22 protein-coding genes and 1 riboswitch are annotated in these 25,810 nt (G+C 45.9%); all 22 genes read right to left on the reverse strand.

The annotated features are described in order from the left end of the window. Positions 1-7: 7 nt before the first annotated feature. Positions 8-982 (reverse strand): AIR synthase related protein, encoded by a 975-nt coding sequence (locus AC5SXE_RS09030; protein ID WP_310849331.1) that lies wholly within the window; start codon positions 980-982, stop codon positions 8-10. A gap of 10 nt (positions 983-992) precedes the next feature. Continuing rightward, positions 993-1,526: an epoxyqueuosine reductase QueH gene (locus AC5SXE_RS09035; RefSeq protein ID WP_310848962.1), complete on the reverse strand. Its 534-nt coding sequence runs from the start codon at positions 1,524-1,526 to the stop codon at positions 993-995. A gap of 1 nt (position 1,527) precedes the next feature. Beyond that, positions 1,528-2,313, reverse strand: a complete 786-nt coding sequence (locus tag AC5SXE_RS09040; RefSeq protein WP_310848959.1) for a tRNA (adenine-N1)-methyltransferase — start codon at positions 2,311-2,313, stop codon at positions 1,528-1,530. Between the two features lie 5 nt (positions 2,314-2,318). Next, complete coding sequence (locus tag AC5SXE_RS09045) at positions 2,319-4,247, reverse strand: transketolase (protein ID WP_310848957.1); 1,929 nt, start codon at positions 4,245-4,247, stop codon at positions 2,319-2,321. A 223-nt stretch (positions 4,248-4,470) separates the two neighbouring features. Then, positions 4,471-5,589 (reverse strand): alanine dehydrogenase, encoded by a 1,119-nt coding sequence (ald, locus tag AC5SXE_RS09050; protein ID WP_310848954.1) that lies wholly within the window; start codon positions 5,587-5,589, stop codon positions 4,471-4,473. 81 nt (positions 5,590-5,670) lie between these two features. Continuing rightward, the gene (gene alr, locus AC5SXE_RS09055) at positions 5,671-6,786 is read right to left on the reverse strand and encodes an alanine racemase (RefSeq protein ID WP_310848951.1); all 1,116 of its coding nucleotides are present in this window, start codon (positions 6,784-6,786) and stop codon (positions 5,671-5,673) included. A gap of 67 nt (positions 6,787-6,853) precedes the next feature. Further along, the gene (locus AC5SXE_RS09060) at positions 6,854-8,230 is read right to left on the reverse strand and encodes an alanine/glycine:cation symporter family protein (protein ID WP_310848948.1); all 1,377 of its coding nucleotides are present in this window, start codon (positions 8,228-8,230) and stop codon (positions 6,854-6,856) included. A 599-nt stretch (positions 8,231-8,829) separates the two neighbouring features. Beyond that, positions 8,830-10,206, reverse strand: a complete 1,377-nt coding sequence (locus AC5SXE_RS09065) for an alanine/glycine:cation symporter family protein (RefSeq protein WP_310848945.1) — start codon at positions 10,204-10,206, stop codon at positions 8,830-8,832. A 253-nt stretch (positions 10,207-10,459) separates the two neighbouring features. Beyond that, positions 10,460-11,602, reverse strand: a complete 1,143-nt coding sequence (gene grdD / locus AC5SXE_RS09070) for a glycine/sarcosine/betaine reductase complex component C subunit alpha (RefSeq protein WP_493917216.1) — start codon at positions 11,600-11,602, stop codon at positions 10,460-10,462. A gap of 35 nt (positions 11,603-11,637) precedes the next feature. After that, complete coding sequence (gene grdC / locus AC5SXE_RS09075) at positions 11,638-13,188, reverse strand: glycine/sarcosine/betaine reductase complex component C subunit beta (protein WP_310848941.1); 1,551 nt, start codon at positions 13,186-13,188, stop codon at positions 11,638-11,640. A 106-nt stretch (positions 13,189-13,294) separates the two neighbouring features. After that, entirely contained in the window at positions 13,295-14,602 is a 1,308-nt protein-coding gene (gene grdB / locus AC5SXE_RS09080) for a glycine reductase complex selenoprotein B (RefSeq protein ID WP_310848939.1), read from the reverse strand. 25 nt (positions 14,603-14,627) lie between these two features. Beyond that, positions 14,628-15,113 carry a glycine/sarcosine/betaine reductase complex selenoprotein A gene (gene grdA, locus AC5SXE_RS09085; RefSeq protein ID WP_310848938.1) on the reverse strand — a complete coding sequence of 162 codons (486 nt, stop codon included), beginning with the start codon at positions 15,111-15,113 and terminating at the stop codon, positions 14,628-14,630. Positions 15,114-15,138: 25 nt separating this feature from the next. Then, positions 15,139-16,428, reverse strand: a complete 1,290-nt coding sequence (locus AC5SXE_RS09090; RefSeq protein ID WP_310848936.1) for a glycine/sarcosine/betaine reductase component B subunit — start codon at positions 16,426-16,428, stop codon at positions 15,139-15,141. A 36-nt stretch (positions 16,429-16,464) separates the two neighbouring features. Next, positions 16,465-16,785, reverse strand: a complete 321-nt coding sequence (locus AC5SXE_RS09095) for a thioredoxin family protein (RefSeq protein ID WP_303883000.1) — start codon at positions 16,783-16,785, stop codon at positions 16,465-16,467. Further along, a complete protein-coding gene (locus tag AC5SXE_RS09100; protein ID WP_310848933.1) occupies positions 16,769-17,185 on the reverse strand; it encodes a GrdX family protein in 417 nt (138 codons plus the stop codon). The genes AC5SXE_RS09095 and AC5SXE_RS09100 overlap by 17 nt, the downstream gene beginning before the upstream one ends. A gap of 119 nt (positions 17,186-17,304) precedes the next feature. Next, a riboswitch (glycine riboswitch) is annotated at positions 17,305-17,400 on the reverse strand. An 87-nt stretch (positions 17,401-17,487) separates the two neighbouring features. Further along, positions 17,488-18,465, reverse strand: a complete 978-nt coding sequence (gene hypE, locus AC5SXE_RS09105; RefSeq protein ID WP_310848930.1) for a hydrogenase expression/formation protein HypE — start codon at positions 18,463-18,465, stop codon at positions 17,488-17,490. Next, entirely contained in the window at positions 18,465-19,553 is a 1,089-nt protein-coding gene (gene hypD / locus AC5SXE_RS09110) for a hydrogenase formation protein HypD (protein ID WP_310848927.1), read from the reverse strand. The genes hypE and hypD overlap by 1 nt, the downstream gene beginning before the upstream one ends. Beyond that, positions 19,531-19,767, reverse strand: coding sequence for a HypC/HybG/HupF family hydrogenase formation chaperone (locus tag AC5SXE_RS09115; protein ID WP_310848925.1), 237 nt, complete (start codon positions 19,765-19,767; stop codon positions 19,531-19,533). Before AC5SXE_RS09115 ends, hypD begins: the two co-directional genes overlap by 23 nt. Before the next feature lie 143 nt (positions 19,768-19,910). Then, complete coding sequence (locus AC5SXE_RS09120; RefSeq protein WP_310849328.1) at positions 19,911-20,717, reverse strand: TIGR00282 family metallophosphoesterase; 807 nt, start codon at positions 20,715-20,717, stop codon at positions 19,911-19,913. Positions 20,718-20,727: 10 nt separating this feature from the next. After that, complete coding sequence (gene rny / locus AC5SXE_RS09125) at positions 20,728-22,266, reverse strand: ribonuclease Y (RefSeq protein WP_310848923.1); 1,539 nt, start codon at positions 22,264-22,266, stop codon at positions 20,728-20,730. 468 nt (positions 22,267-22,734) lie between these two features. Next, positions 22,735-24,258, reverse strand: coding sequence for a sodium-dependent transporter (locus tag AC5SXE_RS09130; RefSeq protein ID WP_303883525.1), 1,524 nt, complete (start codon positions 24,256-24,258; stop codon positions 22,735-22,737). Positions 24,259-24,348: 90 nt separating this feature from the next. After that, a complete protein-coding gene (locus AC5SXE_RS09135) occupies positions 24,349-25,707 on the reverse strand; it encodes a sodium-dependent transporter (protein WP_303883528.1) in 1,359 nt (452 codons plus the stop codon). Between the last annotated feature and the right edge of the window lie 103 nt (positions 25,708-25,810).

Raw genomic sequence — 25,810 nt, forward strand, 5'->3', positions numbered from 1 at the left:
AATTTTATCAACGACTCAACAATTGCCAGAGTTCCTCTTTGGTCATGAGATCACTTGTCCCCATACCGGTATCATCAAACTTTCCTACAATTGAATAAGCGATGCCTTGTTCTCTCAAGCGATTTTTCGCTACATCGATTTTCTCGGGCGGCAGGACTGCCAAAAGCACTCCCGAAGAAATGAGATGCAAGGGATCGAAGGCTAGAGCCTCGGAAACCTTTTCAGTAATGGGATGTATTGGGAAAGCATCAAAATCCAACTTGACCTTTAAGGAAGTCAGGGAAACAATCTCAGATATTCCACCAACAACGCCTCCCTCGGTGGGGTCATGCATGAAGGAAGCCAGGTCTCTCAAGAGCCTTGCCTCAGGTACTACCGATAGCATAGAAGCCCAGTTTTTTACTTCAGCGATTTCTTCAGAAGATAAAACAGATGCGAGCAAATCCTCCCTATCATTGGCAAGTATAACCATTCCCTCGAGACCAACGTGCTTTGTCAAAAGTATTAGGTCATCAGGTCTGATCGAACTTGCTCTTAAAACCTTATGACCAATCCCAAGCATAGTGCCTACTAGTATGGGATAATTGTAACGATCGGAAAATTCCGTATGCCCTCCGATGATGGCAACCCCCAGCTTCTTGGCTTCATCGTCAACCTCTTTCATCAGCGAAGCCACATCATCTAGCGCCATCGTGTTGGGCAATATTATGACCACTATCATATAAGCTGGATCGCCGCCTTTGGCCGCAATATCGTTGGCATTTACGTTAACCAACAAATTGCCGGTTCCCTTAACTGCTCCAACTATGGGATCGGATGTAGCAAGCAGAAAGGCACCTGCAGGCCACCCGATAACAGCTGCGTCCTCTCCTATCTGCGGTCCTATTAACACTTCATCTCTATGAAATCCTCTCAGCTCCTTGAGAAGCGGCTGCAATAAAATCGGGGGAACCTTTCCCACCGGTATGGAAGCGTCATCCATCAATACGCGTTCACCCCCTAATGCTATACACACAACCGCAATAACGTTGCCTGTAAAGCGCGAGCTCCTTGCTTTTTGCGACAGATTCAATAAATCCACCGCGTTTTCTCCAAACTCGATCTATCCAGCTTAGACCTACATTGTTTGATAAGGTTTTTCCAATCGCGTTTATCAATTCAGGATCCTTATGTGGACTGACAGTAAGACTCGTAGCACAAGCATTACAATCAAATGCGATCGCATGCTTCGTCGCTTCTTCAATTTGCAGGCGATAGCACAACATACACCTTTTTCCGCCCTCAGGTTCTTTCGCCAAATGTTTTGTCTCAAGAAACCAGCGATGGGGATCGTAGGCTGGTGCTAAAAGTTGAACTCCAAAATATTCAACCAGCTTCTTTACGGCTTGAAGACGCTTTTCGTACTCCAATTGAGGATGGATGTTATGGCCATAAAAAAAGCAAATTACAAAATTACCCTCAAAGAGCAAACGCTCAAGCGGTATAGTGCCATCGGGAGCACAACAAAGGTGCAGCAAAACCTTCATGTCATCTAACACCGCCATTCAAAGGGGCAATTGATGTCGCAAAAATTAGGTAGCCAGTGTGACCTATCATTCTATCCTCAGGTCTTATCCTGTCCGGATCGATTCTTAGTTTTCTGAGAAATATTTCCAGGACCTCAATGTCAACGAAATAATTTTCCTCCAAAGCGCGAAGGAGTTTTTCTATCTGATTGAAAGTTGGAAGCAACGCTCCCATTCGGCGACCTAATGCAAGGGCGCTTCTGACCTGCAGCAAGTAGTTCCACGGATCAGGCAAATCTAAAAAAACTGCATCAACGTCAGTTTCTTCAAAGCCTTGGGAAAGGTGTCTCACGTTAAATTCCACTCTATGCTCAACGCCCCACTTCCTACAATTACGGCGAGCAAGCTCAACAAATTCCTCGCGCGCATCATAAGAATAAACGCGGCCTTCATCTCCAACGAAGTGAGCGAATGCCGTAGTTAAACTTCCCGACCCTGTGCCACATTCCACTACCCTTGAACCAGGTCCTATATCAAGTTGAAGTAATATAAAACCTGCTTCCTTCGGAAAAACTATCTGGGTTTTACGTTTAATCCTGCGCAGATATTCCCCCAAGGTCGGTTTCATGATGTAAAAAACGTTGCCGTTATGGGAGCAAACCCTACCGCCAAAACCGGCCTTCATGACCTCTTTATGGAATACTATACCTAGTCGAGTTTCTAGCTTTCCCTCGCTTTCCAAAGAAACCAAAAAACTATCTTTTCTATTGGCCGAACGCAAAAAAACAAGCGTCCCCTCTTCTAACATCAATGTCACTCCTGTAAAATACAATGGACCAATGCTTTAGAGTCCAATCCCATCGCTTCAAAGACTTCTTCAGAAGGTCCTGAATCACCAAAGCGCCAAACTCCTAAGGGCTTTACCCTTCCCTTCAAATCCAAACGTTGGAGCTTTGATATCATCTCCTGACCCAATCCCGTGCGGATATGATGATCTTCATAGGTAAAGATAGGTCCCATTTTAACAGCTTTCGTCACAACTTCATCGTCTAAGGCTAAGGGACAGGAAACTCCATAAACGCGCAGGGAAACGCCTTTTTCTTCCAGCAATTTTCTTGCCTGAAGGGCTCGGTAAACCATATGACCCATCGCAAACACGGAAGCATCGTGACCGTCTCTAATCATATCAATAGTTCCGTAATTAAAGACGTAATCCTCGTCATAAAAAGGGGTAACTCCGTCTTCTTTCGTCAAAACAGGAACTTTGCTCCTGCCCATGGCAACGCATACGTTGCCTTCCTGACATAGCGCCCATCTGGTGACTTTATCGGTTTGGTTGGGATCAATGGGTACGACCGATTTCCAGCCAAAAAGATTGCGAAGTAATCCACAGTAATCTATGCACTGATGGGTCATGCCATCTTCTCCTACGTCTAAACCCACATGTGTCAAAAAAAGCTTGAGGTTGGTCCTGTTGATATCGTTCAGCCGTTGCTGGTTGTATACTTCAGAAAGCCCAAACACACCAAAATCGGCCCAAACGCTCACTGCGCCCCCACAAGACGATGCACCTGCTACAGTAGCTGTAGCGTGCTCCTGAATTCCAGTTTCTATAAACCAATCAGGACACTTCTTTGCAAATTCATCCACTCTAACGGAAGAAGCCAAATCGCAATCAAAGACCAAAACGGGTACCGGCTTTCCGTAATTTAAGTCTCCAATGTTTGCCAAAGCTTTACCGAAAGCACTCCTGTTATCCATTTTGGCGGTTGGAGGGTAAACAAAAGGAGTACCTACTTCAATGGGCAAGGACGTGGGATAAACAGCCCTGCCATTAGGCAGAGGACCTTTTCGCGCTCTTAACGCATCCTCTAACATCGATGGGTCTTCTCCTAGCTCTTCCATTGCTTTCACATATTGTTCCTTGCTCAGCGCCCTGCCATGAAAATCAGGAATGGCTTCCATGAAAGAGACCCCCTTGCCCATAATGGTGTTACAAAACACCACGCTTGGTCTTTGGTCCTCGTATGCCTTTTTCAGAGCAGAGTAAATATTCGAAGGGTCATGCCCATCGCATTCATATACTTGCCAACCATCAACTTCCCACAGCTTTTTATATTGAACGGGCATGACCTCTTCAACGAAACCACTGATTTGAATATGATTAAAATCTATCAGGGCCGTGATGTTATCCAAGCCTTCTTTCACGGCGATTCTTCGCGCTTCGGACACTTGTCCTTTAGTCTGTTCGCCGTCTCCCATCAAAACAAATACGTGACCGTTGTTTTGTCTTTTCTTTTGCGCTAAGGCATAACCCACGCCTGCGGCTAATCCTTGTCCCAGATTTCCACTCGCCCAATCTATGCCACGCACGGAGCGCTCAACGTGACCCTGAAAAGGGCTCCCAACTCGCCTAAAATTTCCCAAAAGTTCTGTAGGGTCAAAGAATCCAAGATAGGCAAGTGTTGAGTAGGCAGCGGGCGCAGTATGACCATGGCTAATGACGATAAAGTCTCTATTTATGTCATCGGCGTTTTGTCTGCGCAAATCCGAAACGGCATAGGTCAGCAAATACATCTCGATGCTTGACATGGAACCTCCGGGATGTCCACTATTTGCTGCCGTAGTCATTGTCAGGATCCAACCTCGGCACGTTTTAGCAGCACGGCGGAAAGCCGCTAACTCCGCCTCATCCAATTCATCTTTAGGAAAATGAGTGAGGGAAAAAAGCAATTCTTTCATATGGCTACCTCCAACAGAAAAAAATTAAGAACAATTGACTTGAACATTTTATCCATAGACAAAACAGCAAACTAAAGTTAACGCATACCTTATACCAGCAACCAAAGGCTATTGCAACCTCTTCATATCTCTTGCCATGGCGGGCGAAGGCTGGATAAATCAAGGCGGAAGTCGCATAACTTCCGCCTTTTGACAACCTATCGGGTTATGAGGAAGCAGCTTTTTATATGACTTCTTCTACAGGCTTATACAAATCTTCCATGCCAAAGGCTTCTGCCACGGGTTTATAGGTAATAACGCCTTTATACATGTTTAATCCCTTCGAAAGCGCTGGATTTTCCCTGCAGGCACGCTCTACACCTTTATTGGCAATCTGTAGTCCGTATCGTATGGTATTGTTGCTGAGAGCAAAGGTGGCAGTTCTGGAATAAGCCCCAGGCATATTTGCGACACAGTAGTGAACCACGCCATCTACCACGAATACGGGATCAGAGTGAGTTGTTGGTTTCGAAGTTTCAGCACATCCACCTTGATCGATCGCCACGTCTACGATCACGGAACCTGGCTTCATTAGCTTCAAATGTTCTTTGCGAACCAGCTTTGGCGTTTTTGCACCAGGTATTAACACAGCACCTACTACTATGTCTGCTTCTTTTAACTCTGCTTCCAAGGTATGGCTATCGCTAAACAGAGGAAACACATTTGGAGGCATGATTTGAGTCAAATTTTCAAGAACCTTCGGATTTACATCAAGTATGGTCACCTTTGCACCAAGTCCGGCGCCAACTCTCGCGGCATTGCTTCCCACGCCTCCGCCGCCAATTACCAATATATTGGCTGGAGCAACTCCCGGAACGCCCGTGGGAAGCAATCCCATACCCCCATGAGGCTTCCCCAGGTAGTAAGCTCCCATTAAACAGGCCATGCGCCCGGCAATGGTGCTCATCGGTCTTAACAAAGGCAACGAGCCATCGGCTTCTTGAACGGTCTCGTAAGCTACAGCTACTATCTTTTTGTCCAGGCAGGCTTTAGTCAACGTCTCATCTGCAGCAAAGTGAAAATAAGTGTAAATTAACTGGTTCTCACGCATTTGATCGTATTCTTGGGGAAGCGGTTCTTTAACCTTTACGATCATGTCAGCAGTAGACCAAACCTCTTTAGCCGTGTCCAATATTTTAGCCCCGGCAGCCTTATATTCTTCGTCAGTAATTCCTGAACCAGTACCGGCACCTTTTTCTACCACCACTTCATGTCCGGCATCAACATAACTCCTTGCGGCTGCTGGAGTAAGCCCCACCCTGAACTCGTTATCTTTTACCTCCTTCGGACAGCCTATCCTCATTTAAAAAATGCCCCCTTTTTAATTGAGATAAATAAAACTATCACTTCGACTTTAATTATACAATATATTCTCACAAAATTCTCACAAATATACACGAGGGACTCGCGGAGTAAACAAATTAGGTATCTCGTAATTCATGGTTCCCAGCAAGCTAGCTATCTCCTCTGGCGTTATGCGTTCTTCTCCCTGACTTCCTAGGAGCACTACTTCGTCTTTCACATTTACGTCCGGTATGTGGGTAACGTTTACCATCATTTGGTCCATACAAATGCTTCCTACTATGGGAGCACGCACTCCCCTTACTAAAACGCTTGCCTTCATGGAAAGGTTGCGCGGATAGCCATCGTGATATCCTATGGGCAAAACGGCTATCTTTTCCTCCCCTCGAGTCATATAGCGCAATCCGTAACCCACACCGCTTCCCAACGGCAATGTCCTCAAAACAGCCACTTCAGTCTTGATCTGAAAGACAGGCTTTAGCTCGAAGGGCCTGTTGCATGTTTCAGACGGCCACATTCCATATAATATCAACCCAGGCCTAACAGCATCCAAATGATAGTCTGGGGTATTGAGTGTCGCCGGACTGTTGCAAACGTGGCGCAACCTAGTTTTAATTCCATATTCCTCCAATATGTCCAGGGCTTTAGCAAATCTTTTAAACTGCCAATGAGTATAATCCAGGTTAGGCTCATCGGCCGTAGCAAAGTGAGTAAAAACTCCCTCAATATCGAGACAAGGCAAGCTTTTTAGTTCCGGCAATATTTTCGCCAATTCTTCGGGCAAAAAGCCAATTCTCCCCATGCCTGTGTCAATTTTTAGGTGAAGGCGTGCTAGTTTACCTTGTTTTTCTGCTGTCCGGCTTGCTGTATGCGCAAAGGACATATCGGTCAATGCTGCAGCTATATCATATCTGACATAATATTCTGCAGCTTCATGGGGTGAGGGACCAAGGACAAGCACGGGTTCTTGGATACCTGCTTCCCGTAAACTTACGGCCTCATCGGGTGTAGCGACGGCAAGCCTCTGACAACCAGCTTCCACTAAAGCCTTTGAGATCCTGGCAATTCCCATTCCATAACCATTCGCCTTCACCACCGATATTACTTGTGCCTCTGGTCCGACGAAATTCCTTATGTTAATAAAGTTATATTGTAAATTTTTCAGGTTAACTTCATACCTCGTAGGTCTTAAATTCAACCCAAGCACCCCCTCCTAATAAAAGACAAAGGAGGAGGCTTTAAAGTCTCCTCCTTTGTCTCAGTTACTATGCCAGCTCACCACGAGCTCGTTTGGCATCAAAATCTCTCACTAACCGCCGCACCTCACCAGACACCCACCATAAAGCTATTAGGTTTGGTATAGCCATCAGGCCATTTAAAGTATCGGCAAAGTCCCAAATGTTCCGTAAAAACTCACTTCCACCCCAAGCGCCAAGAACTATGCAGATGATCCAAAGAGCCTTATAGTAAGGAATCACCTTTACTCCCAATATATAGGTCGCTCCTGTCTCACCGTACCAGTACCATGCAAGCACCGTCGAATAGGCAAAAAGGGCAAGAGAAACTGCCAAAAACATCGCGCCTGTGCGGCCCCAAACGGTACTAAAGGCGGTTAAGGTCAATTGAGCTCCTGTAAGCTCAGGTCGACCAGTGAGAGTTCCCGTGGCAATGATGCTTATAACTGTTACAGTGCATACCACAAATGTGTCCAAAAATACCTCGAAAATGCCCATGGTCCCCTGACGGACCGGATGATCCGTTATGGCTGTACAGTGCACCATCGGGGCCGACCCAAGGCCAGCTTCGTTTGAAAAGATGCCCCGGGCGGTGCCCTTTATCATTGCCTGTCTCACGGACCATCCGGCAATGGCACCTGGCATTGCCATAGGATCATGGAAGGCATAATGAAATGCTGCACCAAAAGCAGCCGGCAATTTATCCATGTTCATTAAAAACAAGACTAAGCCACCAACGAAATATAGCACGGACATGAAAGGAATTATGATGACGGTAGCGTTAGCTATGCTTTTTAGGCCACCAATTACAACCAGGGCCGTTAAAAAAGCAAGTGCTATTCCAGTATATATATGAGGGACGCCAAAACCCAAATTTACCGCCTCGGCAGTAGAGTTGGCTTGGGTCATATTGCCAATTCCGAAGGCTGCCAGTGCTGCAAAGAGGGCAAAAAGCCAGGCCAACCACTTTTGCCCCGTGGCCGCCCTTAATACGTACATAGACCCTCCGCGCCAGTTGCCTGCTTCGTCTTTTTCCCTAAAACGGGTCGCCAAAATAACTTCGACCATTTTTGTAGTCATGCCAAAGAGCGCACTTATCCACATCCAAAAGGCCGCGCCAGGGCCTCCCAAGTGAATAGCCGTGGCAGCCCCTGCGATGTTGCCAGATCCCAGGGTCCCAGCAAGAGCCGTAGCTAGCGCTGCAAAGGGAGATATGGTCCCTTCCTCGCCATAGCCCCTCATTGCGCTCTTTGAAAATACGTTCTTAAAAGAAAGGGTAAAATAACGTATCTGGGGTACACCCAATATAATCGTCAAATAAACTCCCGTGCCAAGCAAAAAGGCACACATCCAAGGCCCCCATACTATAGAATTTACCACGCTGTTAATCTGCAATAAAACCTCCATATTCTCGCCCTCCTTGCTTATTAGGTAGAATTAGAGCACAAAGAACCAATAAAGCTTCTGCTTTGTTTTATGAAGATCACGTCACCTCCTTGAGCAGGGATTTTAAAAAGTCGCAAAAATTAAAATTTTCATTCATCTAAATTATCGACTTAATGGTTCAACTAAGCATTTGAAAATGAGCTGGTGAAAGATCAACTCTCTTTTGATTTTTCCGGGAGTAAAACTAACATTGTAATGATGGTGGTTTTTAGCAGTACGATATTTGCACGTAATTTTCGTCTATCCGATTCAAAATGCCACATCACTTCTAGCGGTTGTAGAGGGTAAGCTACATCCTGGAAATGTTATCCTTTATCATTTTCGGATAACCTAAATCCATTTTTAAAAATGCCTCTTTTTTAAATGATTTAAATAAAGCTACTACTTCAACGTTAATTATACAATATTTTATTTATTATACAATATATTTTAGTAAAATATACATGAAGACTTGCGTGGGGGTGGCGTAAAATATTTGTATCCCGGACCCCAAATAACTGGATACCCCGGGATGAAAAAGAAAAAGGGGGCCCTAAGGGCCCCCTTTTTTGCATTGGCGCCTATGCCAGCTCACCACGAGCTCGTTTGGCATCAAAATCTCTCACTAACCGCCGCACCTCACCAGACACCCACCATAAAGCTATTAGGTTTGGTATAGCCATCAGGCCATTTAAAGTATCGGCAAAGTCCCAAATGTTCCGTAAAAACTCACTTCCACCCCAAGCGCCAAGAACTATGCAGATGATCCAAAGAGCCTTATAGTAAGGAATCACCTTTACTCCCAATATATAGGTCGCTCCTGTCTCACCGTACCAGTACCATGCAAGCACCGTCGAATAGGCAAAAAGGGCAAGAGAGATAGCCACAAATATCATACCTATATTGCCCCAAACGGTACTAAAGGCGGTTAAGGTTAATTGAGCTCCTGTAAGCTCAGGTCGACCAGTGAGAGTTCCCGTGGCAATAATGCTTATAACAGTGATTGTGCATATAATTATAGTATCCAAAAATACCTCAAAAATACCCATTGTTCCCTGACGCACGGGATGATCCGTTATGGCTGTACAGTGCACCATCGGGGCCGACCCTAAACCAGCTTCGTTTGAAAAGATACCTCTAGCGGTGCCTTTTACTAATGCTTGCCTTAATGTCCACCCGGCCACGGCTCCAGGCATTGCCATAGGATCATGGAAGGCATAACGAAATACAGCCCCAAAAGCAGCAGGCAATTTGTCCATATTTATCACAAGGAGTATCACGCCTCCAGCAAAGTACAATACAGACATAAAAGGAATTATGATGACGGTAGCGTTAGCTATGCTTTTTAGGCCACCAATTACAACCAGGGCCGTTAAAAAAGCAAGTGCTATTCCAGTATATATATGAGGGACGCCAAAACCTAGTTTTACTGCTTCTGCACTAGAATTGGCTTGGGTCATATTGCCAATTCCGAAGGCTGCCAGTGCTGCAAAGAGGGCAAAAAGCCAGGCCAACCACTTTTGCCCCGTGGCCGCCCTTAATACGTACATTGTGCCGCCACGCCAGTTTCCCGCTTCGTCTTTTTCCCTAAAACGGGTCGCCAAAATAACTTCTACCATTTTTGTAGTCATCCCAAATATCGCGCTAACCCACATCCAAAAGGCCGCGCCAGGGCCTCCCAAGTGAATAGCCGTGGCAGCCCCTGCGATGTTGCCAGACCCCAGGGTCCCAGCAAGAGCCGTAGCTAGCGCTGCAAAGGGAGATATGGTCCCTTCCTCGCCATAGCCCCTCACTGCGCCCTTTGAAAATACGTTCTTAAAAGAAAGGGTAAAATAACGTATCTGGGGTACACCCAATATAATCGTCAAATAAACACCTGTGCCAACCAAAAAGGCACACATCCAAGGTCCCCATACTATAGAATTTACCACGCCGTTAATCTGTAGCAATAATTCCATACCTAGCTCTCCCTCCTCATCAAACTGACTTTGACTCTCAGGGCTAACAAAAAGATCTTCTATCCTACTAGGATGTTTATATCACCCCCTATTTAGTATATTGGTATACTAAATTGAACGCTTGCATTATACCATTTCCATAAAAATAACGGAAGGAGTATTGCAATACTCCTTCCGTTATTTTTATGCGACCTAAGTCCTACAAACATTCAAAGGAAAAGCCGTACGACATGAGCGTAAAGTTTGTTTTTGCTCATAAATAACCCTCTTCTTTTAAAAGTTGCTTCGCTTCAACGAGAAAGCGAGACGGTACCTTTATAACCGGACCAGTGCAACCCATGGCTGATTCTGCATAAATGCCATGAGACCAAAGCACTTTTACGGCATCCTCAATGGTCAATACATCTATGCCTTGGATTTCCTCGTCAGTTGGCTCCGGCTTTGGAGGTTCAATCTCAACTTCTTTCTCTTCCTTCTTGCCCTGAAGTTCCGCCAACACTATTTCAAGGCCTGCATCTTTTGCCATTGTCACTTCTCGTTTGACCAATGACGGTAAACCGGCTAAAGCAACTTCAGCCGTAAAATGAATCGCATTTGCAACGACAGGAGCCCCTGAGGCTCGAGAAATGATGGAAATAACGTAAGGCCAATCTTCACCAACCGAGGGGCCGTACCCCCAACCAAGCGACTCATAATTTCCACCCGTGTTGTAGGCGCTAAATACCTTGACTAAGACATTTCCCGTCAAAGTATCGGTGACACAAACGTCAACCGAGCCAGCTATAAGATCGTTTCCCCTCAGGATAGACCCTCCCTCTTGCCTCACAGTACTGCCAAATGTGATCTCATACCCATTTTCTTCCAGTCGCTTTAGGGATCTGTAAACAATCTGTGCCCCATCCACATTTAAAATACCGACCTTCGGGTATTCGATGTTCCTTGCCTTAGCTACAGCTGTGCCATAAATAGCGTTCAAGATCATTGCTTCCACTCTATCGGTCGAGGTGGTACCGGTCGAAGTCGAAATTATTAGGGGTCTTCCCTTCGCAGGAGTGTATATCATTCCAACGGTTGCAACCCCCAAAGGAAAAGGATAGTGAAGAGCTACCGCTCCCTTTATGAGACCTTCCCTTAAGGCCTCTTCCATGGCCTTTTGAATGTCAGCTTCACAATCGTCGGTCTCTATCCATTCAAGGTCGCTGAAACCTTCAATTCGAGGGCCTATCATTACAACCTTGATGAAGCGGTATTGCTCTTGCGCAAGCCTGCCTCCCAAGGCTAACTCATTTGAGCCCAGTTCGCTTCCGCTGCTCATTAAACCTATAGGAACAAGCTCACCGCTTCCCTTTGCTGCTCTCACAATCTCATCTAATGCCTCGCCAATGATTTTTTTCACTTTAGACTCCTCCACTATACTTCACCTCTCGGACCTCACTTCGCATTCGCACCCTTCAGGGATTCAGCGATATCGGCAAGCACTTCAAGAATCGTGTCCTTTATTTCTTCCTTGGTAAGGGTTTCTACTTTTTCTTCAACTGCTGGCAATGGAGCCTCTATCATGAATGACACTCCATCAGAAAGATTAGTTAAACGAGCCAAAAATAAGCTTCCTTTTCCGATGATCATGGCTCGTTTCATCTTGCCATTTTTTATATTTTCGCAAGCATGACCTATAAACGGCACACCTGAAGGGATGTGGCCTTGGGTCGGTGCAAAGCCGGGCATTCCGCGAGTTTTTATAAAATCAGTCATACCCGCTTTATCAAGTTCCTTTTTCATAACGGCCAAAGCAGCGATCATTTTAAAGTTCGCCTCAGGAACATTGCCTGCTCCTGCCGGCAATGTAATTTCTGGATTTTGTAATTCTGCAGCGTATTTGTCCACATCCAGAAATCCTAAACCTATGCGTTTCAGTGGCTTGTAAACCAACGCTTCCGTTATGGCTTGTGGAGATGCTCCCGCTCCTATGGAATGTTTTCCTACGGCGTCAAGCCTCATTACTGGGGACTCTCCATCTTCGGGGGCAATTAACACGGCAAAATTGCCTAACATGTCCTCCAATGCTGGCATGCCTTTTTTGACATGATCTCTCGCGTTCATATAAAGCTTAGGAAGGGCCCCACCCGCCAATACTACTACGTTTTCCCTCACGCCCGAGGCTACTTGTGCTGCTGCGTCCACCAAGGCATAAACCGGACCTGCACAAAAGCCCCGTATATCACATCCGCTAGCGTTGCTGCAACCAGCAATCTCGCCTATGGATTTAGCAAAATTCCCCCCACCTCTTTGATTCATGTCGCCGGCTGCTTCTTCTGAACATTCAATGATGAAATCCACTTCCTCTGGCTTCATGTTCGCTCGTTTCAATAAATGCAGCAAGGCTAAAACACCGCCCGCTTTGCAGGCAATATTCTCGAGCAATACATAAGATGATAAGCACTCGTCAAACTCATGGGCCTTTCTGCAACATCCAACAATTTCGCCCCCCGAATAAAGCGGCACAGCTCCATCTTCCCTTATTTCCTTTTCAATTTCCTCGAAAATATGCCCCTTCTCCAAACGCTGCAAAATGCTTGAATTCATCAACGGATGCGCCTGAAGTTTATCTTCAACTTTTTTAGAAAAAGACTGCTCCAACCAAATGATATCAAAGACATCGCAGATATCCATCAAACCGAGAAACTCATCCTCAGGCATTATCTCTCCAAATGTACCGTAACGCGAAACGTCCTTTAACGGGTTTTGATACCAGGGCGTTTGATGTGCCTCTAATTCTTCAAGGGATATTCCTCCAATAAAAGCTTGATTTGGTGCGTAACCGATGGCTTCGTCGTAGGTTCGTATGGACTTTGACAGAGAAAGCAGAAACTCTGATTCTCCCTTAATCTTTCTCTCCCAAAAAGGCGTATTGCCATAGTGATAAGCTAATTCAGGCGTGTGATTGAGGCAATAAGCATACTCTTTTATCGCAACTTTTCGCATGTGATCATGCACGCTCCTCTTGTCAAAATGACTGTTCAATCTTACAAAAGTTCACAAAAGGGGCCAAAGATTTAATTCTTTGGCCCCTTTAACGCTACGACATTCATCAATTTCCGAAAATAGTTTGTTCCTCAATATCAGCCTGCAAAGCTTCTAGGGCCTTGAGCAACAAACGACGCCTTATTGCCTTCTCTTCCTCAAGGGGCTTGGTGGGATCGCCCAAGGGATGCGGTATAGCCACAGCGGGTACTATCCTGTTTGCTCCCACTGTTTGCGAAATGGGGACAATAGTACATACGTGGACGGTGGGTAGGCCAGCTCGTTCAAGTTCCTTCACGATCGTTGCACCGCAACGAGTACAAGTCCCTCAAGTAGAGGTAAGTATCACTCCGTCAACGTCAGCTTCTTTCAACTTTTTGGCGATTTCCTCGCCAAACATCTTGGAGTAAGCGACTGGCGTGCCGTTACCGACAGTTGCATAGTATTTATCGTGGAGTGAGCCAAAGGCGCCTTCTTTTTCAAGTTCCCTGGCTACATCTAATGGCAGCACTCTGTCTGGATCGTCGTTAGCATAAGTCGGATCATAACCGCCATGAACTGTCTCATGAGTTTCGGGCGTAAGGTTTTCGAGACCTGCTATGCTGTATTCACCATATTTAGTGGCGCTTGAAGCTTCGATCCTATCGGGGTTTCCCTTTGGGACTATACCCCCAGATGTGACGAGGGCAATCTTAGCCTCCCTTATGTTCTTTATTGCTGGTGCCGGAGGAACGCGATCGAAGGAAGGCATAGGATACTCGGTTGCAAAATCCTCGCCTTTCAATTTTTTTATGAGCATGTCAACGGCTCGCTCCGCACCTATTCGGTCACGAAAGATATTGACACGTATGCCCCGCTCTATGTAGCCTTCTTCTTCGGGACGCCCTAAGGGTTCGCCCTTTAACTGTTTTAGTATCAAACGCGCCATTTTAGGTATGGCATCGCGCATGCCCCTAGCGCTATCAGAGGTTTCTACGATGTATAAATCTTTTCTGTAAATTTCTACGGCTGGATTTTCTGGATACATGGCAGTAACAACTGGTATGCCCAACCTTTTGCTCACGGCATCGCATAGGGCACCACATGCCATCCCATAACGCCCGGCGTTGAAAGCAGGACCTGCAACTAAGGCATCTGGGCGATAGCTTTCCAATAGCCCGATGATCTTATCGACAGCTTCCTCCGTATGTTCCGCGAAATAATCATCTCCACAGACTAAGGTAGCAACCACAACAGCCTCTTCTCCTAAAGCTGCCTGCAAAGCCTGGCCAGGGCCCACAACGCCCTCGCGAAGTTCCGGAGGATAATCTGCCCTTTCCTCGCCACCTATACCGGCAAAAAACTGGTTTATATAATGGACCACTCTATAAGCCACTAATTATCCCCCCTATCTCTTGCTGCTACTCTAATGTGTACTTGCTATATTGCTCGCGCATATTTGCAACTGCTTGAGACAGGGCCTCGGAATCCAAGACCATTTCCATCATTTCCATCTGTTCTTCCCAAACTGCCGGATCTATTTCTTTCCTAATTTCTGGCTCAAAAATGTGGTAAACTGCGAGTCCCAACGGGACTCCCGCCAAAGGACCTGCGTAAGTCGGATCACCGTTTGTCACGGTCTCTGCGTAAATTTCGGCGCCTTCAGGATCGGAGCTTCCAAGTATAACTATTACATTCTCAGCTCCATATTTCTCAACAACATCCTTCACGCGCTGTTGGTTCTGCAGGTCCATGGCTCCCGCGGCCGTTCAGACGAAACATTCGGTCACGGAAAACACTGTTTCTGCGCCACTATCCTTCAAGCAGGCCTCCATGACAGGGCCAGGAATGCCATCTCTTTCGCCAAGGAGAATCAACTTTTTACCGGCCAATTTGCCCTTTGCCATAGCTTATTACACCTCCCATTTTATTTTATCTGGTCTCGGCCGAGAAACAGGTAAAACCAAGCTCGTTGGTAGCTCCAGTTATCGCCTGCAATTCGACCTCGATGGAACCGTCATCCTTTAAGCTTCCGGAAAATCCTCCAGCTATAATGTCAACATATTCACTAAAACCAATCACCCTTTCCATGGGCGGCAACTTTACAATAGGGTTAGCATTTCCGACGCTTACTACAGCGTTGGCCTCCGGCGACGCATCGGCAAGAGATTGACTCGCTCCATCTCTACCCGCATATTCGTCTGTGATCAGAACTGTTTTTATACCAGCGAGTTCTGCCTTTTTACAGTTCATGATGAGGTCTGTATCGGGATTGCCGAATCCTTCTTCAGTAATGATTACACCGTCGACACCCAACATCCTGGCAAGTTTTACTGAGTAAGAGGAATTTCTCTTTTTATCCTCTAACGTGACATTTTCGTTTGTTATTATGCAGCCTATAAAGTTTATTTTCTCGCCATGACGCTTGAATAATGCCTCTATTACCGGGTTATTTTGGTGAACATAGGTACTATTTTTGTCGCAAGCCGATACGCAGTTTCCCGATACTATCGCACCGTCAAAAACTTCATTAGGGTGAATTAAAGTAGGCAGTATCTTTTTTGCATCTACCCCATACACGTAGGTATCATGAAGCAACCCCTGCGATTGCAACATATAGATGTAGGCCACTTTAGGGAGTTTTTCAAGTTCCTTGGATCTTTTTGTAATCTCTTCAAGTTCGTATACAGACACTTCATCTGGAGACACATCTTTAGCCTTTGTGGCCAAAAAGTGAGCAACCTTTAACCCGGCTACGCGGCAAGCAGCTTCATAGTCATGCCTTTCAATACCCGCCCTTGGAGTAAAGACCAAGACCACATTATTTATCTTGGAAAAAGGGGTATAATCCGCCCCCGGCCCAGACATATCTATTATGCCTTCTTGAAAGCCTACTATTCTACCACAAGTGACCACTGCTGCTCCGACGAGAGCTAAGGTCTTTCCCTCTCCTACGGCTCCTTCCACGTCTCCAATGAAGCCAGGAAAAACGTCTCCTTCACCCTCAATTTTACATCTGGGCTCTATTACGTCTTTAACCGGCACGATGCGAACCTTTTCTCCAGGACGAGCCAAATTCACTTCGACGGATTCAAAGCGATCGTCTTTAGAAAGCAAGGAACTTATTTCTTCTTGGTTAATATAAAGGACGTTGTCTTCAACTTTGGTGGTATTTCCCCATTTAATGTCCTTTATTTTGACTTTGTGTAATTCAAGCCTCACTAACACACACCTCCTTTTCATTTTTAAAATTACTAACTACTGCAATATCTTTTCCACTCGCTCTTTTATCGCCTCTATTGTAACTTCATTTCCCGTAATTCTATCCTTCAATTCCCCTCCTTGATAAAATAGGAACGTCGGGACCCCCATGACCTTTAGACTAATTGCCAAACGGCGGTTCTCGGCCACATTAAGTTTACAAAACTTAACTTTACCTTCATATTGAGAGGCAAGCTCCTCCACCTGAGGCATCAACGCAAGGCACGGACCGCATTTTGGTCCCCAGAGATCTACAACTACCGGTAATTCACTTTGCAGAACTTCCGATTCAAAATTGTCCTTATTTACCTCTATCAATTAAACACACCTCCTGTTTTGATACGATCCCATACCGACAAAGTACGGGCATGATCAACTGTTCGTCAAGGTATTGCATATCTTCCAGAACTTTCTGATCAAGCTTGATGTTTGAAAGACTTTGATCTTTGCAAAATTCTAAGGCACTTTCAATTACATTAAGCGATTCTATATCAGTGAAATGACCTTCAAAGGGGGATTGAGCAAGGATAATTGTCATAAAAATCCTCATCGAAGGAGCTATATTCCCAGATAAGGGATGAGATAAAATTTTGTATCCCACGTGCACCTTATCACGAGCAGCTACCAGCACATCTAAAACAAATCCTTCTACGTAGATGCACCTGGGAAGGGTTCTTATTCGCGGATTATTGGATATAAGATAATACGAGGAGGACATTAGCCAAACCTCCCCTCCATTCGGTTAATTTGGCCCCTGTCCTCTTTACCCTCGGGGATTCGCCGCTTTTCATCGGGCTTGCCCCTTTGGCAGACCTTCAAAGGTCTTTTCCAGGGCCCCGTCACATCGCAATCCTTTTGCCTGAGAGATTAGGACTTTTTCCTTACACCTTCGGCTTCTCGCCCAGAAGGCAAGACATCTCTTGCGATGCTCATCCGGAATGTGCATTCTTCCATCTAACATTTTATATATATGATTTCAAAGGGTCAAGCATGCTTTTATCCACAAGACCACTTTAGGCACTAACATATCCTCGGCACCATCTCTCCAACAAGCATATCGATCACCCTCATGCCTCCTATTTTTGTCTTAAGCCCCACGATCCCGGCATGATCTTCTGTAACCTTACCTATGACAGAACAATGGGGGGCGACCTTTTTCAAAGACGAAAGAACTTCTCTTAAATAATCCGGATCTACGGCAAGAACCGCCGTACCCTCGCAAGCCAAATGCAACACATCAAAACCCAAAACATCGGCTACGGATACTACCTCTGAATTTACTGGTATGAGTTCCTCCTCGATCTCTATGCCGAGGTTGGATCCTTCAGCCCATTCGCACAGGACAGTCCCTAAACCGCCTCGCGTACAATCCCTTGCGCACTTAACGCCTGGTATGCCGGTTAAGGGTTCCATAAGTGGCCACAAAGGCTTGCAATCGCTTATCAATTCATCCACCTCAAGGCCGTAGTGAAGGGCCGATATTAAAGCACCGTGTTGTCCTATAGGACCAGTAACGACTAAAGAGTCGCCCGGGGATAGATTTTTAATTCCCCAGTGGTTGTCAGTAAGGACTTCTCCTAAGGCACAACAAGTTATATACATGCCATCCGCCTGGCCCCTGGGCAAAACTTTAGTATCACCAGCAATGAGCTTAACATCCAGATCCCTGCTTACGCGATAGGCGCTCTCGATGACTTTTAACAATTCTTCCTTCAGTAATCCTTCTTCTATGAGAATGCCCATAGCTAAATAAAGTGGCTTAACTCCTCTTACTGCTAGATCGTTAGTGCTGCCACATATTGCAAGCTTGCCAATGTCTCCCCCAGGGAAAAATCTCGGACTTACGGTAAAACCATCAATTGTGACGCCAATGCCATTTTCAATCAAGGCGCAATCTTCCATATCCTTATTGCTCTGATTGCCGTATATATTTAATATTTCTTTGATAAGTTGTTGAGTTGGCCTGCCACCACTACCATGTCCTAATTCTATAAACATCATCGCATCACCTTATAAGAATACTTATAACAAGCAGCACAGTTGCCTTCGCTAGATACCATACATGGACCTACCGGATCATCGGGAGTGCAACGAATCGAAAACAAGGGACACTCCTCCGGCCTTAATTTGCCCATCAATACTTCACCGCATTTGCAACCAGAGGGCAAGGGAACTTCTTTGATGTCTAAATCAAACCTCGTAATGGCATCGAAGCGGGCAAATTCGGGCTTTAACCGTAACCCAGAATTTTTAATCTTCCCAAGTCCTCGCCATCTGGCATCCGCTTCATCGAAGACTTGTCTTATAAACTTTTTGGCTCGGGTGTTTCCCTCTGGCCTTACTGCCCTAGCATAAAGCAGACTAACCTTGGGGTCCTTATCGTGAACTTGTCTAGCTAGTTCCACCAAACCTTCCATGATATCTAGGGGTTCAAATCCCGCAATCGCGCAGGATATTTTAAAATCTCTGGGCAAAAATTCATAGGGCATTATGCCTAGGACAACACTTACGTGCCCCGGCAGCAAAAAACCGTCCACCTTCAGTTCTCCTGACTCAGCAAGAAGCCGCAATGCCGGCGGAACAAGTTTATGAAAACAAAGAACGGAAAAGTTTCGGACCTTTTTCTCTTCTGCCTCTAAAATGATAGCAGCCGTAGAGGGAGCTGTCGTCTCGAATCCAACACCTAAAAAGACAACTTCCTTCGTTGGATTTTTCAAAGCTAGGTCCAACGCCTCATCGCAGGATCTCACCACCCGAACGTCAGCTCCTTGAGTCCTAAGATTTCGCAAAGAGCCTTTAGTACCGGGAACGCGCATCATATCTCCGTAAGTAGCAAAAACCAAACCTTTTTTTTCGGCAAGCTTTATCGCCGCGTCCACTTCTCCTTGGTCTGTAACGCAGACGGGACAGCCAGGCCCGGAGACAAGTGAAATGTTTTTTGGAAGCAATGATCTTAATCCGCTCCTGTAGATGGCAACCGTGTGTGTGCCGCAAACTTCCATGAAGGTCATGGGCTCTTTGGCAAAAAATCCTAAAGCACGTTGAAGTAATTCAGCTTTGTCCCTAAGAGTGCCTTTTTCCTGCAACTTTCAACACTTCTTTCCACAATTCTTCCAATTCTTGGCCCTCTTTTTCTTCGCACTTTTCTATGATAAAACCAGCGTGCACTAAAACCACATCGCCCACATTTACACTATCGATCAAGTCCGTTCTTGCCTCCACTTTCAAGGATCCCGCCCGTGCAATTACCCTGCGCGAATCCAAAATTTCTTCTATTCTATGTGGAACAGCCAGACACATATTTCTACCTCCTTCACCTTCCATTAAAACGCGTAAAAAAGCGGGACCTATTGAATTTTGGCCCCGCTTCGTCTTTTGTGCCGAACGTTCATTCAAGCAATTCAACAAGCTTTCGACGTTATCGCCCGGGGCAACTGAAACCCTTATGAGTCCGTTGCCAGTTCATCGTTTTTCTCATCCACTTGCTCGCTAATTCTGCGAATGCTCAAAGCCTTGCCCGTTAGCGCATCTATATCCAAACAAACGCCGTTAAGCCTTAAATCCTCGTTGCACGCATCAAATCGAGCTGGCATTGACGTCAAAAAACGACTTATGACCGATTCCTTCCTCATGCCAATAACTCCGGCGTGCCCTCCCGTCATACCCACATCGGTTATAAAGGCAGTTCCTTTGTCAAGTATCTCTTCATCTGCCGTCGCAACATGGGTATGGGTGCCTAAGACCACCGATACGCGCCCATCAAGATATAATGCTAAGGCTCTTTTTTCCGATGTTGCCTCGGCGTGAATATCCACCAATACGGTGGTGGTTGAAGCCTCCTGTAAGATTTCATCGGCCTTTCTAAAAGGGCAATCCACGTCGTACATAAATGTTCGACCCAAGAGGTTCAAAACTAACAACCTTCCCTCTCCGCACTTCAAAACTGCGCTTCCTCGGCCGGGACAGCCTGGAGGATAATTGGCAGGTCGTAGCAACTTGGGTTCCGAATCCAATAGGGATAAACCTTCTTTTTTGTCCCATATGTGATTGCCCGACGTCATGCAATCGATTCCCATTGCCAATAGATCGTCTAATACCTTTTGGGTTATACCAAAACCACCGGCAGAGTTTTCCACATTTGCAATGACGAAATCAAAAGGTCCATAAGTGTTTCTTACCTTGGGCAAGAGCTTTTGAAGCGTCCTTCTCCCTGGTCTGCCAACGATATCTCCTATAAAAAGCACTCTCATGACAACATTCCTACTTCGCGAACTCAATGGCCCTGAGCTCCCTTATGACTGTTACCTTGACTTGGCCAGGGTACTTAAGGTCTTCTTCTATCTTTCGAGCAATATCGTATGCAATCTTATATATGGTACCGTCATCTCCTGCTTCAGGAGATATCATGACTCGCACTTCCCTTCCAGCCTGGATGGCGTATGCTTTCTCCACTCCCGTAAAGGAAGAAGCTAAATTTTCCAGTTTTTCAAGTCTTCTTATATAGGCTTCTATGCTTTCGCGCCTCGCCCCAGGCCTTGAAGCACTTACGGCATCGGCAGCAAGTACTAAGACAGCATACACGCTTTTAGGCTCTTCTTCCTCGTGATGAGCGGCAATCGCGTTTACTATGACCTGCGACTCGCCGTATCGTTTTGCAAGGTCTGCGCCTATTAAAGCGTGCGAGCCCTCCACTTGGCAATCTATAGCTTTACCGATATCGTGCAACAGTCCTGCTCTTCTCGCGATCATTTCATCAAGCCCAAGTTCTGCTGCCATCACCCCAGCCAAGTGAGCAACTTCCAAGCTGTGAGCCAAGGCATTTTGGCCATAACTCGATCTATAGGTAAGCCTCCCCAAGGTCTTGACGATCTCAGGATGTACACCTTCTATATTAACCTCGAGCAAAGCATTTTCGGCTGCCTCAAGCATATGTTCGTCAACTTCCTTGCGCACTTTTTCTACGATCTCCTCAATGCGCGCCGGATGAATCCTTCCGTCAAGTATAAGCCTCTCCAGGGAAATACGGGCAATCTCACGCCTCACAGGATCAAAACAGCTTAGTGTCACCGCCTCTGGCGTATCATCCACAATCAAATCGACGCCTGTCAAACTTTCGAAGGCCCTGATATTCCTTCCTTCTCTGCCGATTATTCTGCCCTTCATATCATCGGAAGGCAATGGTACGACACTAACCGTAACTTCAGAAGTATGATCGACGGCACACCGTTGAATTGCTGTGGTTAAAATTTCCCTTGCTTTCTTATCGGCCTCACGTTTAAAATTTTCCTCCAACTCCTTCAATTTCAACCCAATAGAGGAAGAAACTTCCTCTTCTACCTCTTTAAGTAGGAGTTCTTTTGCCTCTTCTCGCGAAAGTCCAGCGACTTCCTCCAGTTTAACGATCCGTTCCCGCAAAAGTCTTTCGGCCTCCAGTTTTGCCTTTTCGACTTCCGTCAACTTGGCCTTTAGCTCTTCTTCTTTCTTCGTTAAATTTTCAAGTTTTCTGTCGAGACTTTCCTCTCTTTGTTCAAGCCTTCTTTCGGCTCGCTGAATTTCGCTCCTGCGCTCTTTAAGTTCTCTTTCCAATTCGTGTCGAATCCTCAGCGCTTCTTCTCTAGCCTCAGCAAGAACTTCTCGCTTCTTAGTTTCGGCCTCTCGTTTTGCTTCTTCAACTATCTGTTCAGCAATTTTCTTCGTGCTTAAAATCTTTTTTTCATCATGTATTTTTCGAACGTAATAGCCAACGGCAATACCGACCACGCCAGCCAACACGCTCGATAAGAGCATGACAAATCCCATTTAGAAATCACCCCTCATTCAATTGTCAAGGTACAAGACATGTCCATAACGCGCTTTAAAAGATCATCGCAATTTAATAGTTTTTAAAATACATCCTGGGCATTATTTTACAGAATGTCTCATAATACTACAAGTGCGATTGTGAAAGTCAGGTACCCAATCAAGCAAAAAAGGGAGCTCCGCTCTCGTCTCTTAACTATGACTTCTCATTTTCTTCACATCTCCAGAACTTCGCCTTAAAGATAACGACCATGCTGGGCGCATTAAAAAATCGGGAAAGGAGATCTTCCTTCCCGATTTATTTGATTTACTCATGTCATTTTATATTTATTAACACTTGTGAGGAGAAAAACCTTCAGGTTTAATCCTCCCACTCTCCGCCCCCCTTGCCAATACGACTGAAGCAAAAAGCGAGCCCCCCTATGATAATTACGGCCATGAATATGGTTGTTCCAATCGCAGCGTTCGTCATCTAACCTCCCCTCCTTCTTGCTTGCTTATTTCTGTCTTGGACTTCATGCCTTGCAATACGAAGCTAGCGATCAGGACTGCCACCATGATAATCCAAATGAAGTTAGACCAACCCCCATACCCACCATAGGGTTCCTTAAGGTCCTGCATAAAACCGCCGTAAACTACGACGAAAAGAAGTCCTACCGGAACCACAATCTTGATGAGAAAATCCATCCAGGGACCTACCTTGATATCGGAAGTAGCATTCACGTGATCGCGAAGCTTATCGGCACCAAAGACCCACCCTACGACCAGCGAAGCGATGGCGCCACCTATGAGCAAGGTATAGAAGGCCACCGTCCTGTCAACGATGTCGAGCCAATAAAGTCCTCCTTGAGTACAATAAAGAAGTCCGATCAAAAATCCGACTAGGCATCCCCAAAAAGTGACTTTTTTCCGCTCCCATCCGAACTTATCCATCATTGGGACTATGTATCCGGCGTAAGCCAAATAATATGCTGAGCTGAGTCCTATTATCCAAAACATGAGGAAGAATAAAACGCCTGTTAATCGATTTAAAGCAGGCATCAAAGATATACCGACGGGGTAAGTAACAAAAGCTACTCCTATGCCGGCAATGGTCACTTCTTGCAAGGATACACCCAAAGCCTGCATGATATAACCGACAGTGCTAAAAACCGCAAACCCCGCCAGAAAGGCGAAGCTGGTATCGCAAAACACGGTAATAACGGTGTTGTTCGTTATATCTCCCTTTCTAGCGATAAAACGTCCGTAGGCATACATTCCCGCCATGCCGACGGAAAGCGAAAAAGCTATCTGGCTAAAGGCAGCAAACCAAACACCCGGCCCCTTCAAGACCGACCAATCGACATCGAGGTAATAATTAAGCCCCTTCACGGCTCCGGGCAGTGTTAAGCTTCTGATCAATATAGCTATAATCAAAACCCAGGCCAGAACCATGACTACTTCCGATACCTTTCCTACGATCTCGGCCCCCCGGTATATCACGAAATAAATTATGATCCAGGTGAAGGCCAAAGCTCCTACGATTGGCCACTGCAAGCCACCCAGCTCTCCCGGGCTCTCTGAAAGGTTGAGCACTGTTTTGAAGAAATAATCCCCAGCCTGATGAGCGCCGGCTTCTCCGGCACCCCAAGCTAAAGTCATGGAACTAAACATGTAAATTAGGGTCCAAGCCATGATGACGCAATAATAAGTATCAATTAAAAAGGCCGATATGCTTGGAAACCATCCTACCCATTCCCATTTTTTACCTATGCTGTTAAACACGCCAGGTGCCCCTTTTTGAAAATAATGCCCCATTCCAAACTCGGTAAGAAGCCACGGAATCCCGATGGCAAAGATGCCTATGATGTAAGCAACCAAAAAGGCCGCGCCTCCATATTGATAACACATGTATGGGAAACGCCAGACGTTGCCCAAACCGACAGCTGACCCAATTGCTGCAAAAATCATATGACGCCGCTTTAAAAACTTTTCTCTTCCAGCTTCTGCCATACTCCTCTCCTCCTTTTTTAAGTTTTACTCTTGCCAATCAAATAAACAAATTTAATCATCTCTATTTCTTTTTCACCTCCCCTACATTGATTAACCAAAGAACTGGATGTAACCCATGATCAATATAACGGCGATAATTACCGGCAAGACATAAGTCATATAACCTCTCAAGCCCTCTGGGAATTTCGGTCCTATGCCCGTGTTGGCCTCCCTTATGAAATTGTCCCACCCCCATCCGTACTTAGAAGTGCAGAAGAGCACAAAAACAAGCGAACCAATGGGAAGCAAGTTAAAACTTACTATAAAATCTTCCAGGTCGAGGACTACTGATCCTTCTCCAAAGGGTTGAAATCCGCTCCAGGGGCCAAACCCCAAAACGCAGGGAAGGGAAGCTATGAACATGACAAGTATGCCGATGTAAGAAGCTTTTTTCCGGCTCCACTTCCACTCGTCCATGACGAAAGCGATAAGATGCTCAAAAACGGCTATGACCGTGGTGAGGGAGGCAAAGGAGAGAAAGACGAAGAAAAGAGTACCCCACAGCCTTCCGCCCATCATGGAGTTAAATACGTTTGGAAGGGTCACGAAGATCAATCCGGGGCCGGCTCCGGCATCCACTCCGAAGGCAAAGCAGGCCGGGAATATGACCAATCCGGCCATCAGGGCTACAAGGGTATCCAGAATCACCACGTAAACCGATTCCCCGGCAAGCGTCCTCTCTCTGCTCAGATAACTTCCGAATATCAACATGCTTCCTATGCCCAGGCTTAATGTAAAGAAGGCCTGACTCATGGCGGCATAAACCGCTTCCCAACTTAGCTTGGAAAAATCAGGTTTAAGGTAAAAGGCCAAGCCTTTTTCAGCGCCGGGCAAAGTAACGGAACGCACGATAAGAACGATTAGCAATAAGAATAGTCCGGACATCAATATCTTGGTAACCCGTTCAACTCCCGCCTGAAGGCCGATCGAGCAAACGAGAAAACCGATGACGACAGCCAAGGCCATCCACATGGTCAGTTTAGGAGTATTGGATATAAAAGATCCAAAAAAGGCGCCCACCTCCTCAGGAGAAAGCATGGAAAGGTGACCTGCCGCAACATGATAAGTATAGGCCAGGCCCCAACCTGTCACAGTAGTATAGAACATCATTAATATCATGTTCCCAAGCACACCAAGATAACCGTAAATATGCCACTTGGTTCCAGGCGGCTCCAAGACAAGCATCGCACCGGCTAAATTTCTACGGCTAGCTCGACCCATGGCAAATTCGCATACCATGATGGGAAGGCCCATGATGGCCAAAAAAATCAAATAAACTATTACAAAAGCTGCTCCACCATATCGGCCGGTAATATAGGGAAATCTCCACACATTTCCCAGACCTATAGCACATCCTGCGGACACCAATATAAAGCCTAATCTGGAAGCTAATTGTTCCCTCTCAGCCACTGCAATCACCCCCTCTTTATTGTGCATATCATTTTATAGCATATTAGATATAAAGTAAATTAGGATTAAAGACCCAACTCAAACAAATGATAAAGTGAATTGG

The sequence above is a fragment of the Acetomicrobium sp. genome (genome assembly GCF_059026225.1).